The organism is Mycobacterium sp., from assembly GCF_965277065.1.
Taxonomy (GTDB): Bacteria; Actinomycetota; Actinomycetes; order Mycobacteriales; family Mycobacteriaceae; genus Mycobacterium.
The window spans coordinates 693,388-708,450 of record NZ_CBDIBT010000018.1; the positions used below are offsets into that span (position 1 = coordinate 693,388).

The 15,063-nt window shown below is 67.5% G+C and carries 14 protein-coding genes; 7 read left to right on the plus strand and 7 right to left on the minus strand.

Translation table 11 applies throughout. The features are described from left to right. Genes ACQY5A_RS14870 through ACQY5A_RS14885 form a run of 4 tightly spaced genes read right to left on the minus strand, consistent with a single transcriptional unit; the run spans position 1 to position 3,320 of the window. Positions 1 to 399, minus strand: coding sequence for a Zn-ribbon domain-containing OB-fold protein (locus ACQY5A_RS14870; RefSeq protein WP_428341091.1), 399 nt, complete (start codon positions 397 to 399; stop codon positions 1 to 3). Continuing rightward, positions 399 to 941 (minus strand): MaoC family dehydratase, encoded by a 543-nt coding sequence (locus tag ACQY5A_RS14875; protein WP_428341092.1) that lies wholly within the window; start codon positions 939 to 941, stop codon positions 399 to 401. The genes ACQY5A_RS14870 and ACQY5A_RS14875 overlap by 1 nt, the downstream gene beginning before the upstream one ends. Beyond that, on the minus strand, positions 938 to 2,158 hold the full coding sequence (locus tag ACQY5A_RS14880; RefSeq protein ID WP_428341093.1) for an acyl-CoA dehydrogenase family protein: 1,221 nt from the start codon (positions 2,156 to 2,158) through the stop codon (positions 938 to 940). The genes ACQY5A_RS14875 and ACQY5A_RS14880 overlap by 4 nt, the downstream gene beginning before the upstream one ends. Positions 2,159 to 2,162: 4 nt before the next feature. Then, on the minus strand, positions 2,163 to 3,320 hold the full coding sequence (locus tag ACQY5A_RS14885) for a cytochrome P450 (protein WP_428341523.1): 1,158 nt from the start codon (positions 3,318 to 3,320) through the stop codon (positions 2,163 to 2,165). A gap of 225 nt (positions 3,321 to 3,545) precedes the next feature. On the opposite strand from ACQY5A_RS14885, the gene ACQY5A_RS14890 reads away from it, so the two are divergent. The 6 genes from ACQY5A_RS14890 (at position 3,546) to ACQY5A_RS14915 (ending at position 12,423) form a co-directional block, all read left to right on the plus strand. Next, entirely contained in the window at positions 3,546 to 5,009 is a 1,464-nt protein-coding gene (locus ACQY5A_RS14890) for an aldehyde dehydrogenase family protein (protein WP_428341094.1), read from the plus strand. Positions 5,010 to 5,058: 49 nt separating this feature from the next. Then, complete coding sequence (locus ACQY5A_RS14895) at positions 5,059 to 7,329, plus strand: CaiB/BaiF CoA transferase family protein (protein WP_428341095.1); 2,271 nt, start codon at positions 5,059 to 5,061, stop codon at positions 7,327 to 7,329. 9 nt (positions 7,330 to 7,338) lie between these two features. Continuing rightward, positions 7,339 to 8,757, plus strand: coding sequence for an acyl-CoA synthetase (locus tag ACQY5A_RS14900; RefSeq protein WP_428341096.1), 1,419 nt, complete (start codon positions 7,339 to 7,341; stop codon positions 8,755 to 8,757). A gap of 110 nt (positions 8,758 to 8,867) precedes the next feature. Beyond that, on the plus strand, positions 8,868 to 10,136 hold the full coding sequence (locus ACQY5A_RS14905; protein ID WP_428341524.1) for an MFS transporter: 1,269 nt from the start codon (positions 8,868 to 8,870) through the stop codon (positions 10,134 to 10,136). Between the two features lie 253 nt (positions 10,137 to 10,389). Next, a complete protein-coding gene (locus ACQY5A_RS14910) occupies positions 10,390 to 11,217 on the plus strand; it encodes a PPE family protein, SVP subgroup (protein ID WP_428341097.1) in 828 nt (275 codons plus the stop codon). 33 nt (positions 11,218 to 11,250) lie between these two features. Continuing rightward, positions 11,251 to 12,423, plus strand: coding sequence for a PPE family protein (locus ACQY5A_RS14915; RefSeq protein ID WP_428341098.1), 1,173 nt, complete (start codon positions 11,251 to 11,253; stop codon positions 12,421 to 12,423). Here the strand turns inward: ACQY5A_RS14915 and dapD are convergent, their stop codons facing one another. Continuing rightward, positions 12,424 to 13,377: a 2,3,4,5-tetrahydropyridine-2,6-dicarboxylate N-succinyltransferase gene (gene dapD / locus ACQY5A_RS14920; RefSeq protein WP_428341099.1), complete on the minus strand. Its 954-nt coding sequence runs from the start codon at positions 13,375 to 13,377 to the stop codon at positions 12,424 to 12,426. A 25-nt stretch (positions 13,378 to 13,402) separates the two neighbouring features. Here dapD and dapE point away from each other — a divergent pair, with 25 nt between their 5' ends. Then, on the plus strand, positions 13,403 to 14,467 hold the full coding sequence (gene dapE, locus ACQY5A_RS14925; protein ID WP_428341100.1) for a succinyl-diaminopimelate desuccinylase: 1,065 nt from the start codon (positions 13,403 to 13,405) through the stop codon (positions 14,465 to 14,467). Here the strand turns inward: dapE and ACQY5A_RS14930 are convergent. Both ACQY5A_RS14930 and ACQY5A_RS14935 read right to left on the minus strand, forming a co-directional pair. Continuing rightward, complete coding sequence (locus tag ACQY5A_RS14930; protein ID WP_428341101.1) at positions 14,464 to 14,808, minus strand: ribbon-helix-helix protein, CopG family; 345 nt, start codon at positions 14,806 to 14,808, stop codon at positions 14,464 to 14,466. The two genes, dapE and ACQY5A_RS14930, sit on opposite strands and share 4 nt — an antisense overlap. A 23-nt stretch (positions 14,809 to 14,831) precedes the next feature. Then, positions 14,832 to 15,059: a hypothetical protein gene (locus tag ACQY5A_RS14935; RefSeq protein ID WP_428341102.1), complete on the minus strand. Its 228-nt coding sequence runs from the start codon at positions 15,057 to 15,059 to the stop codon at positions 14,832 to 14,834. Positions 15,060 to 15,063: the final 4 nt, after the last annotated feature.

A 15,063-nucleotide genomic window follows, 5' to 3' on the forward strand; every position in this document is an offset into this window, starting at 1 on the left:
TCAGCGCGCCGGCCGGAACTGGTGCAGCACAAGCTCTCCGTCGAACTCCCGGTAATACACCTCGACCCCCATCCCGACCTTGACATCGGCCGGGTCGATATCGGTCAGGTTCGACACGATCCGCACATTTTCGTCCAGCTGGATCAGCGCGACGATGTAGGGATAGTCGAAGAACGGGAATTGCGGTTGGTGCGGCATCACATAGCTGTAGACGGTGCCGCGGCCCGACGACTCGATCGCCTCCCAGTCCAGCGACCGGCATTTCGGGCACATCGGCTGTGGCGGATTGCGTACCGCTTCACATCCCGCGCAGCGCTGGATCAACAGCGTGTGGTCGCGCAGACCGTTCCAGAAGAACTCGGTGTCCGGGCTGACGGCCGGGGCCAGGCGGGTCGCCATCAGTTCGTCGGCTTGAATCGCAGGACCCGGAAGCGCTGCCGCCCTAGCACTTCTCCGCGCTGGTCGCTGTAGGTGAGCACCCAGGTGACGAAGAACCCGGTGCCCAGCGCCGTCGTCTTCTCCTCGGAGACCTCCTCGTACACCGACGTCGCGCTGATCTCGTCGCCCAACTTCGGGTAGCGGTTGATCTCGAACTCCGAGTTGGTCGCCACGATGCTGGTGTATCCGGCCTCGTCGAGAAACGCGGTGGGGTTGTTGGTGATCTCGGTGGGGGAGCCGCCGCGCTCACCGATCCCTTCGAGCTTCGGTGCCGGCATGGTCCAGGTCTGCAGCATCACCGGTGGCGAGACGATGCCACCGAACCGCGACTTGGCCGCGAACTCCGGATCGATGTACACCGGGTTCATGTCGTCGAGTGCATACGCCCAGTGCCGGATCATCGGTTGGTTCACCGGATCCGGTGCCACCGAAGGCTTTGCGGAGCCGCCGGTGTGCTGGCCGACGAGGGCCTTCAGTTGGGCGTGCAGGTCGGTGTCGGTCACTGAGTGGATCCTCCTGATTTTTCGGCAGCGTGCTCATCCTTGGGGCGCAGATCGCGTGGGGCGCGCGGCATGCCCAGTCCGGCCATCGCGATGATGTCCCGTTGGATCTCGTTGGCTCCGCCACCGAAGGTGCTGATGACCGCGACGCGGTAGGCGGACTCCAATGCGCCGCGCAGCGGGGCATCGGTGCCGCGGCGTAATCCGTTGTGGTCGAGCACTTCCAGCAGCTGACGAGCCACCAGCGGGGCCAGCTCGGTGCCGAACACCTTGGCCGCCGAAGCCTCGCCCATATTCAGTACGCCCTTGGTCATGGCGGCGTTGACCCGAAGGTTGATCAGTTTGTAGGCCGCGACCTCCGCCTCGACCCGGGCCAGCGCCTGCTGCACCCAAGGCCGGTCGATCACCCGGCCGCCGTCGAGTTCGGTCTCGCGCGCCCACTGCAGCGTCTGCTCGAACAGCGGCTCGAGCGCGCCCAGGTTGCCCAGCGCGGCGCGTTCGAAGTTCAGCTGGGTGGTGATCAGCTGCCAGCCCTGATTCTCACCCGCCACGATCGCGCTGGCCGGCACCCGGACGTTGTCGTAGAAGGTGTAGGAGGTGGAGACCCCAGGCATGGTGTGCAACGGCTGCCAGGAGAATCCGGGCGACGACGTCGGCACGATGAAGATCGAAATGCCCTTGTGCTTCTTGGTATTCGGGTCGGTGCGGGCGGCCAGCCAGACGTAGTCGGCGTACCCGGCGCCGCTGGTGAACATCTTCTGGCCGTTGATCACGTAGTCGTCGCCGTCGCGGACCGCGGTGGTGCGCAGCGACGCCAGGTCGCTGCCCGCGCCCGGCTCGGAGTAGCCGATGGCGAACTCGACGCTGCCGTCCAGGATGGCAGGCAGGAACTGCTGTTTCTGCTCGTCGGTGCCGTAATGCATCAGCGTCGGCCCCACAGTGTTCAGCGTCACCAACGGGATCGGCGCGTTCACCCGCCGGGCCTCCTCGGCGAAGATGAACTGCTCGATCGCCGAGAAGCCGCGTCCGCCAAACTCTTTGGGCCAACCGACGCCGAGCAGATCAGCAGCCGCCAGGGCCTTGACGCAGTCGCGAACCGCGGGGCCGCCTTCCATGCGTTCGCTGACCGCGGCCTGGCGCTCGGGCGTCATGACCGATTGCATCGTCGCGCGGATCTCTTCGCGCAACCGCTCCTGCTCGTCGGTGTATTCGAGGCGCATCTTCTCAGACCCCGAGCCTCACCGGCATCCGCTTCACCCCGGGAACCATCGTGGCTCGCATCCGGTCGACCTGGCCGACCAGCTCGAGCCGCGGGAAGCGGCGTAGCAGTTCCTCGAACATCACGGTCGCCTCCAGGCGGGCCAATTGTGCTCCGATGCAGGAATGTTCACCGCACCCGAACGCGATGTGCGGGTTGGGATGGCGGGTCACCGTGAACTCTTCGGAGTCGGGTCCGAAAACCTCCTCGTCGCGATTGGCTGATTGGTAGAGCAGCACCACCACGTCGCCCGCGGCGATCCGCTGACCGCGGATGTCCACGTCGACGGTCGCGGTGCGGGCCATGTGCACCACGGGGCTGTTCCAGCGCAGCATCTCCTCGATGGCGACGGGGATCAGCGACGGATCGTCGACCAGCAGCCGCTGCTGTTCGGGATGGGTCATCAGCGCCAGCGTGCCTAGCGCGATCAGGTTGCGCGTCGTCTCGTTGCCGGCGACCAGCAGCAGGAACGCGAAATTGAGCAGGTCCTCGTCGGTGAGCCGGATGCCGTCGATCTCGGCACCGGCCAGCACCGACAGCAGGTCGTCGAGCGGCTCGACGCGCCGCGCACCGATCAGTTTCTGGAAATACTCGTACAGCTGGCCGGCCGCCACCAGCGGGTCGAGCTCGATCTCCGGGTCGGCGGTTCCGGTGGCCGCGTCCGACCAGGCCCGGAATTGCTCCCAGTCATCGGGTGGGGCTCCGATCAACTCGGCGATCAGCCGAGTGGGCAGGGGAGCGGCGATCGTCTCGGCGAACTCGTGCACCGAGTTCGGCTCCAGGCCGTCGAGGATGCCGCGGACGAGTTCGCGGATCTTGGGCTCCAGCACCGATACGCGGCGGCGGGTGAAACCCGAGTTGATCAGCTTGCGCATCTGCCGGTGCCGCGGCGGATCAGTGAAGATCAGGCTTCCAGGCTGCACCGGGCTCGGCAGTGCCGGATCCGGGATTGTGATGCCCTGGGTCGAGGTGAAGGTTGCTGGATTGCTCGAGACGAACCGGACGTCCTCGTACTTCAGTAGCGCCCAGAATTTCGTCACGTCGTTCCAGCACACCGGTGCCGTCGCGCGCAGCTCGCGGTAGGCCGGATAAGGATCGCCGGCGTAGAAGTCCGGGGAATGCAGCGGAACGGTCGGCGGAGTCTCTGTGCGCACCAGGCCTCCTCGCCGATGATGATCGGACAGATGGCTTTGATCTGTCCGGTTGACTCTGTCTACTCCCGCGTCACTGTCGATGTCAATATCCTTGCCGTCGAACTGAAATAGTTGATCGGCCGGCAAACCATTGACGACAGCGGACCGACAGGTGTAGACCAAACGTTGAGCCGCCGGACCCCCGAAGGAGTGGACATGGCTGATCCACGCTCGTTGATCGACACCTACGCGGTCTACATCGACGGCCGGTGGGTCGAACCAGAGGGCGGCCGGTACGACGACGTCAACCCGGCCACCGAGACGGAGATCGCCTCGGCACCCGATCCCAGCCAGGCACAGGTCGGCAGCGCGATCGCCGCCGCCCGAGCGGCCTTTGACTCCGGCCCATGGGCCGATACCGGACCCGAGCAGCGCGCCGGGTACCTCAACCAGCTGGGTGAGGCGTTGCTGGCGCAAGCCGACGAGTTCAATGCGCTGGCACAACAGGAGTGGGGCTGCACCGCCAACGAACGGGTGATCCACGTCGAGGGTCCGGCGTTCGCCGCACTCAACGCCGCCGAACTGGCCACCCATCCCGTCGAAGAGCCGATCGACGCCTACGGCGCCGCCGGAAAGACGTTGCTGCGCTACGAACCGCTCGGTGTGGTATCGATCCTGACACCGTGGAATTTCCCGCACACCCTCAACGTGATGAAAGTCTGCGCCGCGCTGGCCGCGGGCAACACCGTCGTGCTCAAGCCGTCGCCGCTGGCTCCGCTGGCCGGATTGGCGCTGGCCCGAATCATCGACGAGCACACCGACATTCCGCCGGGCGTGGTCAATGTCGTGACACCTACCGACCTCGAAGCCAGCAAGCTGTTGACCGTCGACCCGCGCATCGACATGGTCAGTTTCACCGGGAGCTCGGTGGTCGGCCGCGAGGTGATGTCCTCCGCGGGCGCGACGATGAAGCGGTTACTGCTCGAACTCGGCGGCAAGTCCGCCAGCATCGTGCTCGAGGACGCGGCGCTGGACGACGAGGTGCTGCAGCGAATGCTGTTCGAGTCGTGCTCATTCCACGCCGGACAGGCATGCATCCTGCACAGCAGGCTGCTGCTTCCCGACGCCATCCACGACGAGGTGGTCGATCGCCTGGTCGGACTGGCCCGGGCGGTCAAGGTCGGCGACCCCGCCGACCCGGAGACCACTATGGGACCGTTGATCAGCGACGCACAGTGCAAACGCGTTCAGGCTCATGTGGATCGGGCGATCGACGGCGGCGCGAAGCTGGTCGCCGGGGGCGGCCGGCCGGCCGGGCTGGACCGCGGCTTCTACTTCGAGCCGACGATCCTCACCGACGTCACCCCGGATTCGACGATCGCCCAGGAAGAGGTGTTCGGACCGGTGCTGTCGGTGCTGCGCTACAGCGGCGACGACGAGGCGGTGCGGATCGCCAACAACTCGCAGTACGGACTCTCCGGCGCGGTGTGGGGCAATGACGTCGATCGGGCGCTGGCTGTCGCCCGCCGGGTCCGCACCGGTCAGATCGCGGTCAACGGATTCGGGCCGGGCGGCGCGCCGTTCGGCGGCTTCGGCCAGAGCGGGATCGGGCGAGAAAGCGGCGGCATCATCGGAATTCGTCAATACATGGAGCCGAAGGCCATGGGACTGCCGGCCTGAAACGCGTCGACGACTATGCAGAGCGAAGCGATGCCGAGGAGCGGCGCCAGTGACCGGAGCGCTTGACGGACTGCGGGTTGTCGAAGTCGCCGACGAGATCTCGGGTCCGTACTGCGGCAAGCTGCTCGCCGAACTCGGCGCTGACGTCACGAAAATCGAACCACCAGAGGGCGATCCGCTGCGGCGGTGGGGTCCCTTTCCCGAAGACCGGCCCGATCCCGATCGGTCCGGGTTGTTCGAGTACCTCAACGCCGGAAAGCGCAGCGCGACACTGGACGACGCCCGCGACCTGATCGCCGACGCCGACGTCCTGATCGACGATCAGGGCTTCATCGATTACCACCAAGGCAAAGTCCCGCAACCGGATTCACGTCTGGTTGTCGTGCGGATCTCCAACTTCGGGCAGCATGGCCCGTTGCGCGACCGGGTTGCGACGCCGCTGACCATGCAGGCGATCTCGGGGTGGATCAGCGCGCGGGACCCCGACCGGCCCCCGGTCCAGGCCGGCGCGCGGATCGCCGAATACGTCGCCGGGGCGTATGGCGCACTCGGCGCGCTGACCGCGCTGCGGATCGCCCCGGCCGGTCACGTGACCGAGGTGGACATCTCAGTGCTGGAGGCGCTGCTGTCGACGCTGCCCTATCCGATGATGATGTTCGAGCGGATGCGCGCGCTCGGGCTGCCCACCAACCTGCGCCAGGCGCCGATGCTGGGTGTGGTCCGTGCCGCCGACGGTTGGGTCGGGATCAATTGCCTGACCGGGCAGCACTGGCTCGACGTGTGCGACATGCTCGGCCTGTCCGAGTACGGTGAGCAGCAGTACGCGATCATGATGGGCGGCCCGGAGCGCGCCGAGTTCTACGCGGCGGCCCAGCCCTGGCTGGACGAGCGGACCGTCACCGATATCGTCGAACTCAGTCAGGCACTGCGGATTCCGGCGGCCCCGGTCGCCGACGGCGCCGACGCGCTGGACAATCCGCAGTACGCCAAGCGCGGGTTCTTCATCCAGGGCGGAGGCAAGGGCTGGTCGTTCCGGCAGCCGGGTCCGCCCTTTCGGCTGTCGAAAACGCCTGCGGTGCAATCTGGTTCAGTGCGGCGCACGTCACGCCGCATGGCCGCGCCGGTTGCAGATCCGTCGCTGCCGTTTGCCGGTCTGAAAGTGCTTGATCTGACTACGTTTTGGGCGGGCGGTTACCTCACCTGCTACCTGGGCGCGTTCGGGGCCGACGTCGTCAAGCTCGAGTCGATCCAGCGTCCGGACGGCTTCCGTTACTCGGGTGCGCAGCCGTTCGAGGGCGACGACTGGTACGAGCGCAGCCCGCTGTGGCAGGCCACGAACCTGAACAAGCGCGACGTCACGCTCGACCTCGGCTCCTCGCGCGGCCGTGAGATCGCGCACCGCCTCGCGGCGCAGGCGGACGTCGTCGTGGAGAACTACTCGCCGCGGGTAGTGGAGCGATTCGGGCTGGACTACGACTCGTTGGTCGCACTGCGCCCCGACATCATCGCCGTCCGGATGCCGGGTTTCGGCCTGGACGGCCCGTGGCGCGACTGGGTCGGCTGGGCGTTGAACATCGAACAGGTCTCCGGCATGACGGCGGCGACCGGCTACCCGCAGGGTCCGCCGTGCAATGTGCAGGGCCCCGCCGATCCCATCGTCGGCGTGCACGCCGGGGTGGCGTTGCTCGCGGCGCTCGAGCATCGTCGTCGCACCGGCGAAGGCCAGCTGATCGAGGTGGCGCAGATCGAAGTCGGCGCCGCGGTCACCGCCGAACCGGTGATCGACTACTCGATGAACGGCATCGTTCGTCCGCGCGAAGGCAACCGGCGTCGGAACGTCCGCCAAGGCGTCTACCCGACCGACGCCGACGACGCATGGGTGGCGCTGACCGTGCTCGACGACACCGAGGCCGCGCGGTTGGCCGACGCGATGGGTCGACCCGATCTGCCGGCCGACCACGACGCGTTCGACGAGGCGGTCGCGGCATGGACAAGACACCAGAAGGCCGTCGATGTCGTTGCGGCCCTGCGTGAACGCGACATCCCCGGCGAGCAGGTGACGACGGCCGAGCACATGTACGACCTGCCCGGCCTCGACGCCCGCGGCTTCTACGAAGAATTCGACCACCCGATCACCGGTCGGCACCGCTACCCCGGGTGGCCGCTGCGGATCACCCCGGGCCCGGCTCGTCATCACCGCTTCGGTGCGCCCACGCTCGGACAACACAACGACGAGATCCTCGGCGGCATCGGACTGTCCGGCGACGATCTCGATGCCCTGCGTCGCGACCAGGTGATCGGCGAACGGGCGATGGGCTAGCCTGCTGACGTGCTGCTGACCTCGCTAGACCCTTCCGTCGTCGCAGGTGGACACGATCTCGAGGACGCCGTCAGGTTCGGTGACGTCACACTCAGCCGCAGTGACGTGGTGGGGGCCGCCAACTCGGTCGCCGAACGCATCCGGGGCGCCGAGCGGATCGCCGTGTTGGCCGCGCCGACCGCGCCGACCGCGTTGGCCATCGCCGGATGCCTGATCGCCGGGGTGCCGGTGGTCCCGGTGCCGGCCGACGTCGGGCAGGCCGAACGCCGTCACATCCTCACCGACTCCGGCGCACAGGCCTGGCTAGGGCCAGTTCCGGACGGGCCAGAAGGGCTGCCGCACATCCCGGTGCGGATGGGCGCGCGCTCTTGGCATCACCAACCGGAGCCGTCGCCGCGCGACACTGCGCTGATCATCTACACGTCCGGCACCACCGGGCCACCCAAAGGAGTGCAGCTGAGCGGCCAGGCGATCGCGGCCGACCTCGATGCGCTCGCCGAGGCCTGGCAGTGGACCGCCGACGACACACTGGTGCACGGCCTGCCGTTGTTTCATGTGCACGGTTTGGTGCTGGGCCTCCTCGGATCGTTGCGAGTCGGAAATCGCTTCGTGCACACCGGAAAGCCGACGCCGGAGGCCTACGCGGCCGCCCGGGGCACGCTGTATTTCGGTGTGCCGACGGTGTGGTCGCGGGTGGTGGCCGACCCCGCCGCGGCCGACGCGCTGCGATCGGCGCGGTTGCTGGTGTCGGGCAGCGCAGGCCTGCCGGTGCCGGTGTTCGACCAACTGGTCCAGCTCACCGGTCATGCGCCCGTCGAGCGGTACGGCGCCACCGAGTCGCTGATCACCTTGTCGACCCGCGCCGACGGTGAACGCCGCCCCGGTTGGGTCGGCCTGCCACTGGCCGGTGTCGAGACCCGTCTGGTCGACGACGACGACAACCCGGTGCCACATGACGCGGAAACCATTGGCCGACTGCAGGTTCGGGGACCCACGTTGTTCAGCGGCTACCTGAACCGCCCGGATGCCACCGCGGAGGCCTTCGACGCCGACGGCTGGTATCGCACCGGCGACGCCGCGGTGATCGACGGCGACGGCGTGCACCGCATCGTCGGCCGTGAATCGGTCGACCTGATCAAGTCCGGGGGATACCGGGTCGGCGCCGGCGAGATCGAGACCGTGCTGCTCGGACATCCGGGCGTGGCCGAGGCCGCGGTGGTCGGACTGCCCGACGACGACCTGGGCCAGCGCATCGTCGCGTACATCGTCGGCTCACCCGGCAGCAAAGCCGATCCGCAGGAGCTGATCAACTACGTAGCCGATCAGCTGTCGGTGCACAAACGGCCGCGCGAGGTGCGCATGGTGGACGAGCTGCCGCGGAACGCGATGGGCAAGGTGCTCAAGAAGCAATTGCTCAGCCAGACCTGAGCGCGCGCGGCGGTGTGACACCGGCGCGCTTTTTCCCTACCGTCGTAGCCGTGGACCACGGCAGCCCATCGACGATCACGTCGGCGCCGGCCGCACCGCCCCTCACCCCGATGAGACGCGTTGCTGCCGCGTGCCTGGTTGGCTCGGCGATCGAGTTCTACGACTTCCTGATCTACGGCACCGCCGCGGCGCTGGTGTTTCCCACCGTGTTCTTCCCGAATCTCAGCCCGACGTTGGGGACGATCGCCTCGATGGGCACGTTCGCCAGCGCATTCGTGTCGCGGCCGATCGGCGGGGCCGCCTTCGGCTACTTCGGCGACCGGGTGGGACGTAAAAAGGCGCTGATCGCCACGCTGTTGATCATGGCGGTCGCCACGGTGAGCGTCGGCCTGGTTCCGACGACCGCGACCATCGGCCTCGCTGCCCCGTTCATCCTGGTCGCGTTGCGGTTGGTGCAGGGGTTCGCCGCCGGCGGTGAGTGGGCCGGCTCGGTGCTGCTCAGCGCCGAATATGCGCCCGCTGACAAGCGCGGACGCTATGGCATGTTCACCCTCCTCGGCGGCGGTGTCGCCGCGGTGCTCACCTGCTCGACGTTCCTGGTCGTCAGCGTCACCATCGGCGAGGACAGCGCCGCCTTCTTGGCGTGGGGTTGGCGGATCCCGTTCCTGATCAGCGCAGTACTGATCGGCATCGCGCTGTACGTGCGGCTGCGGATCGACGAGACGCCGGTGTTCGTCGCCGACAAGGCCCGCGACCCCGTCCCGAGGGCGCCCTTGGCGGAGTTGCTCCGCCTGCAGCGCCGCAAGATCGTTCTGGCGGGCGGCAGCATCCTGGGCGGCATGGGTTTTGCGTACATGGCGAACACCTACTTGACCCGGTACGCACACGCCGAACTGGGATACAGCCGCAGTTTCATCTGGGAGGTGGGTGCCCTCGGCGGGTTGGTCAGCGTCATATTTGTCGCGATTTCGGCCACGCTGTGCGATCGAGTCGGGCGACGCCGGATGATGCTCCTCGGCTGGGCGGCATGTGTGCCGTGGGCGCTGGTGGTGATGCCACTGATCGACACCGGCAAACCGGTGCTCTACGCGGTGGCGATTCTCGGCATGTGCGCAGCGGGCGGGATCGGCTCCGGCCCCACCGGAGCATTCATCCCTGAGCTGTTCGCCACCCGCTACCGCTACAGCGGCTCGGCCTTCGCGATCAACTTCGCCGGTGTGTTCGGCGGCGCGCTGCCGCCGTTGCTCGCCGGAACCGTGCAGGCGGCCTACGGCGGCTGGGCCATCGGGCCGATGCTCGCGTTCCTCGCCTCGGCCAGCTTCGCGTGCACCTATCTTCTGCCCGAGACCAGGGGCATCGCGCTGCACCGCGGGCAATAGTTCCCGTCTCGAAATCCTCAGCTGCACAGGCTAACTGCAGCTTTCCGCGGCTTGGACGAAGGTCGGCTTCTTCGTCGGCTGCCACGACCGGTCTTCCTGCCGGAAGTTAATCCCGCATATTACCTGCGCGTTACCGCCGCATTTCAGACAAATTTTGGAAAAGTGGCAGCTGTGGGCATCCGGATGGGCCCCTCCTGCAGCACATCGCCGCGCCGAGCCTCAGCGTTCGGCTCTTTTTCATGAGGAGAAACGCATGTCTTTCGTGATGACGCAGCCAGACGCATTGACTGCCGCAGCAAGCACACTACAAACCCTGGGCACCTCGATGGCCGACCAGAACGCGGCCGCCGCAGCGCCCACCACAGGCGTCGTTCCCGCGGCCGCCGACCCAGTCTCAGCGCTGCAAGCTGCACAGTTCAGCGCCTATGGCACGTGGTACCAGCAAGTCAGCACACAAGCCGCGATGGTTCACCAGATGCTGGTGAACACCCTGGGCACTAGCGCGGGTTCCTACGGGGAGACCGAAGCGGCCAACCAGGCCGCGACCGGCTCGACGACGGTGTCGGGTGCGCTGAGTGCTGCGACGCCTGCGCAGGCCGGAGGTTTGGGTGCGTCATTCGCTACCTTCGGCACGCCGTTCAACTATTTCCAGAACACCGGCGCTGCCGCGTCCGACTTCATCGCGCTGGGCCAAGGCCAATTCCTTCCCGGCGCGGTCAACTGGGACCCTTCGGGCCCCGGCGCGGCAGAGGCCCCATTCATGCCGAATGCCCCGATAGGGCCGGCGGCATCGACGGGCGCCGCCGCGGCGCCGGTCGTGGCAGGCGCGGGTCAGGCATCCTCGCTGGGCGGCCTTTCGGTGCCGCCCAGCTGGGCCGCAGGAAGCGTCCCGGCGGCTACTTCCACCCCCGCGACATTGGCGGGCGCGGGCTGGACCAGCGCTGCGCCAACTACCCCGCGGGTGACAACGATGCCGGCCGGCGTGCCGTCGGTGGCCTCGGCCGGGCGTTCGGGTCTTGGTTTCGGTGCGCCGCGTTATGGCGTCAAGCCGACCGTGATGCCCACGCCGACCAGCGTCTGAAGCACCACCCCTCAGCCAGAAAGGATCCCAGAAATGACTTTCGACTTCGGAGCGCTACCCCCGGAGATCAACTCCACCCGGATGTACACTGGCCCGGGCGCGGGGCCATTGATGGCCGCCGCCGCGGCGTGGAACAACGTTGCGGCCGAACTGAATACCACCGCATCCGCCACGCAGTCGGTGATCTCGACGCTCACCGACGACGAGTGGCAGGGCCCTTCCGCGTCGGCGATGGCGTCGGCGGCCATGCCCTATGTGGAGTGGATGCAGTCCACCGCCGGCGCCGCTCAACTCGCAGCGAACCAGGCCATGGCATCCGCGGCCGCGTACGACGCAGCGTTTACGATGACGGTGCCGCCGCCGGCCGTCGTCGCCAACCGGGTTCAACTGGCAGGTCTGGTCGCAACCAATATTCTGGGGCAGAACACCCCCGCGATCGCCGTCACGGAGGCTCAGTACGGCGAGATGTGGGCCCAGGATGCCGCCGCCATGTACGGCTATGCCGGCTCGTCGGCCAGCGCCGGCACCTTGGAACCGCTGAGCGATCCCGCGCCAACCACCAATCCGGGCGGACTGGGCGGGCAGGCCGCCGCGGTCGCCCAGGCCACCGGCACCTCGGCCGGACTACCGGGGCTGGTGTCCGGGCTGCCCGCCGCGACGCAGTCGCTCTCCGGGCCGCTGTCGGCGGCAGCGAGCCCCGCCCAGGCCTTGGGCGGATTGGACGATTTCTTTGACAGCAATCTGGTGAGCAACATCCCGAACGGGATTGTTGACATGGCATCCTGGAACGGCTTCAACGGGATCGTGACGGGGATTTTGTATGCCCATACTGCCGATGCGGGCCTCATCGGAAAAGGTCTTGCGCCCGCTTTCGGCGGTCTCGGTGTCTTTGCTCCGGCAGCCGCTGCAGCCTCGACCGGTGCCGTGAGCCCCGGTGGGGCTCCAGTCCTGGCCGGGATGGGCCAAGCGTCCTCGGTCGGCAAGTTCTCGGTGCCGGTCGGTTGGTCGGCGGCCGCTCCTTCTGCGCCAGCCGCCGCTGCGCCATTGGCTGGGTCGGGCTGGACGTCTCCAGCCCAAGAGGCCACCGGTGCGACCAATGTCGCGGCTGGCATGCCGGCCTACGCCTCGGCCGGTCGCGGCGGCTACGGCGTTGCGCCTCGGTACGGCGTCAAGCCGACCGTGATGCCCAGGCACCTCGTCGTGTGATCAGTTGGCGTGCAGGTCCTCGTTGAGGGCGATCCCGCGGCCGTCGCGGGACACCACCTCGACCGCGCCGGTCACCGAGTTACGCCGGAACAGCAGGTTGCTGCTGCCGGCAAGCTCGCGCGCCTTGACCGAATTGCCATCTGGCAGGGCAACTTTTGTTCCGGCGGTGACGTACAGGCCGGCTTCGACGACACAGTCGTCGCCGAGCGGGATGCCCAGGCCGGAGTTCGCGCCGAGCAGGCAGTGCTTGCCGAGCGAAATCACTTCGGTGCCACCGCCGGACAGCGTGCCCATGATCGACGCGCCGCCGCCGATGTCGGAGCCGTCGCCGACGACGACGCCCGCCGAGATGCGGCCCTCCACCATCGAGGCGCCCAGCGTGCCCGCGTTGAAGTTGACGAAGCCCTCGTGCATCACCGTCGTGCCGGACGCCAGGTGTGCACCCAGGCGCACCCGGTCGGCGTCGGCGATGCGCACGCCGCTGGGCACCACGTAGTCGACCATCCGCGGGAACTTGTCCACGCCGTAGACGGTGACCTGTCCGCGCTTGCGCAGCCGCGTGCGTACCATCTCGAATCCGTCGATGGCGCACGGCCCGTGGTTGGTCCACACCACGTTGGTCAGCACGCCGAACAACCCGTCGGCATTCAGCCCGTGCGGCGCGACCAGACGGTGCGAGAGCAAGTGCAGTCGCAGATAGGCGTCATAGGCGTCGACGGCCTTATCGTCCAGCGAGCCGATCTCCGTACGCACCACGATCGTTTCGGTGTCGCGGTCGTCGTCGCGGCCGGCCAGTGCGGCGAACTCATCGGGCACCTCGGCCACCGACAACCGTGTCGTGCCGATTTCGCCCGCCTCGATCAGTTCCGGTGCGGGGAACCAGGTGTCGAGGACCGATCCGTTGGCGGCGAGCGTCGCCAGCCCAATGCCCGAAGCTGCAGTCACGGGTGCCACGCTACCCACCCACTACGCTGGGACCGTGCTGGACCTACGCGGTGACCCGATCGAGCTGACGGCGGCTCTGGTCGACATCCCCAGCGAGTCGAGGCATGAAGAACGCATCGCCGACGAGGTCGAGGCCGCGCTGCGGGCGCAGGCGCCCGGCTACGAGATCATCCGCAACGGCAACGCGGTGCTGGCCCGCACCTCGCTGAGCCGTCCGACCCGGGTGCTGCTGGCCGGTCATCTCGACACCGTGCCGGCCGCGGACAATCTGCCGAGCCGTCGCGACGCCGAGTCGCTGCACGGCTGCGGCACCACCGACATGAAGTCCGGCGACGCGGTGTTCCTGCATCTGGCCGCGACCGTCACCGCGCCCGCCCACGATCTGACGCTGGTCTTCTACGATTGCGAGGAAATCGAGTCCAGCGCAAACGGTTTGGGCCGCATCGAACGTGAGCTGCCAGATTGGTTGACCGCCGACCTGGCCATCCTGGGCGAGCCCACCGGCGGTTACATCGAAGCGGGTTGTCAGGGCACCCTGCGCGTGGTCATCCGCGCAGCCGGAACACGTGCCCACTCGGCGCGATCATGGTTGGGCGACAACGCTATTCACAAGCTGGGTGCGGTACTGGATCGGCTCGCGAGCTACCAGCCGCGCAGCGTCGACATCGACGGATGCGTCTATCGCGAGGGGCTGTCGGCGGTACGCATCGACGGCGGCGTAGCCGGCAACGTGATCCCCGATGCCGCGTCGGTGACGGTGAACTTCCGCTTCGCGCCGGACCGTTCGGCCGACGCGGCCTTGCGTCACGTCCACGACGTCTTCGAGGGTCTCGACGTGCACATCGAGCAGACCGACTCCGCCGCCGGTGCGCTGCCCGGTCTGTCCGCTCCCGCGGCCAAGACCCTGATCAACGCGGCCAACGGCCAGGTGCGGGCGAAGTACGGCTGGACGGACGTGTCGCGCTTTGCCGCCCGCGGAATCGCCGCGGTCAACTACGGGCCGGGTGATCCCAACCTGGCGCACACCCGCGACGAGTTGGTGCCCGTTCACCAGATCACCGATGCGGTGACGATGCTGCGGGCCTACCTGAGCGCCTAGCTGTGATGTCCAGGGAATGGACGATGTTCCTGGTCTGCGACGAACTGGTCGATCGCCTCGCGCAGCAGCTTGGACAGGCTCACCTGCCGTCGATCGGCGATCACCTGTAGCTTCGCGTGAACCGCTGCCGGAACGCGGGCCTGCACCACCGGGGAGTGCTCGTTGTTGCCGGACAGCGACTTACCCCCCGGGATGAGGTTGTCGGGACGGTGAAACACTTTCTCGGCCATCTGCTCGGCGCACTGCTCGGTGAGTTGCTGCCCGTGAAATTGAAAGTCCTCTCGGCTCAGGTCGATGTCGCTAACCTCAGCTCCGGTCAGCGTTTTCGGGAACTTAGCCATGTCCTACCTACCCTCCCTGTCCGTTACCTGCTGCGCCACTCGGTCGGCATACAGTGGATCGCCGCGAATTGCCCGACGAACCGGTCGTCGGGCACAATCCCGATTTCGAGTTCGATGCCACGGTCATCCACCCCCAGATACAGCGCGTAGTCGCCGTCGACGACGACGAGGACCGCGTTGGAGACCGCAGCACGGATGCGTCCGGAGTTGATCCCATGTTTGCGGGCTGAGGCCGTGATCCTGACGCGCATGGAT

Bases quoted from the DNA above. Each gene is read 5' to 3' on its own strand.
- ACQY5A_RS14870 (WP_428341091.1), bottom strand. From the start codon at position 399: ATGGCGACCCGCCTGGCCCCGGCCGTCAGCCCGGACACCGAGTTCTTC.
- ACQY5A_RS14880 (WP_428341093.1), bottom strand. From the start codon at position 2,158: ATGCGCCTCGAATACACCGACGAGCAGGAGCGGTTGCGCGAAGAGATC.
- ACQY5A_RS14890 (WP_428341094.1), top strand. From the start codon at position 3,546: ATGGCTGATCCACGCTCGTTGATCGACACCTACGCGGTCTACATCGAC.
- ACQY5A_RS14905 (WP_428341524.1), top strand. From the start codon at position 8,868: ATGAGACGCGTTGCTGCCGCGTGCCTGGTTGGCTCGGCGATCGAGTTC.
- ACQY5A_RS14910 (WP_428341097.1), top strand. From the start codon at position 10,390: ATGTCTTTCGTGATGACGCAGCCAGACGCATTGACTGCCGCAGCAAGC.
- ACQY5A_RS14915 (WP_428341098.1), top strand. From the start codon at position 11,251: ATGACTTTCGACTTCGGAGCGCTACCCCCGGAGATCAACTCCACCCGG.
- ACQY5A_RS14930 (WP_428341101.1), bottom strand. From the start codon at position 14,808: ATGGCTAAGTTCCCGAAAACGCTGACCGGAGCTGAGGTTAGCGACATC.
- ACQY5A_RS14935 (WP_428341102.1), bottom strand. From the start codon at position 15,059: ATGCGCGTCAGGATCACGGCCTCAGCCCGCAAACATGGGATCAACTCC.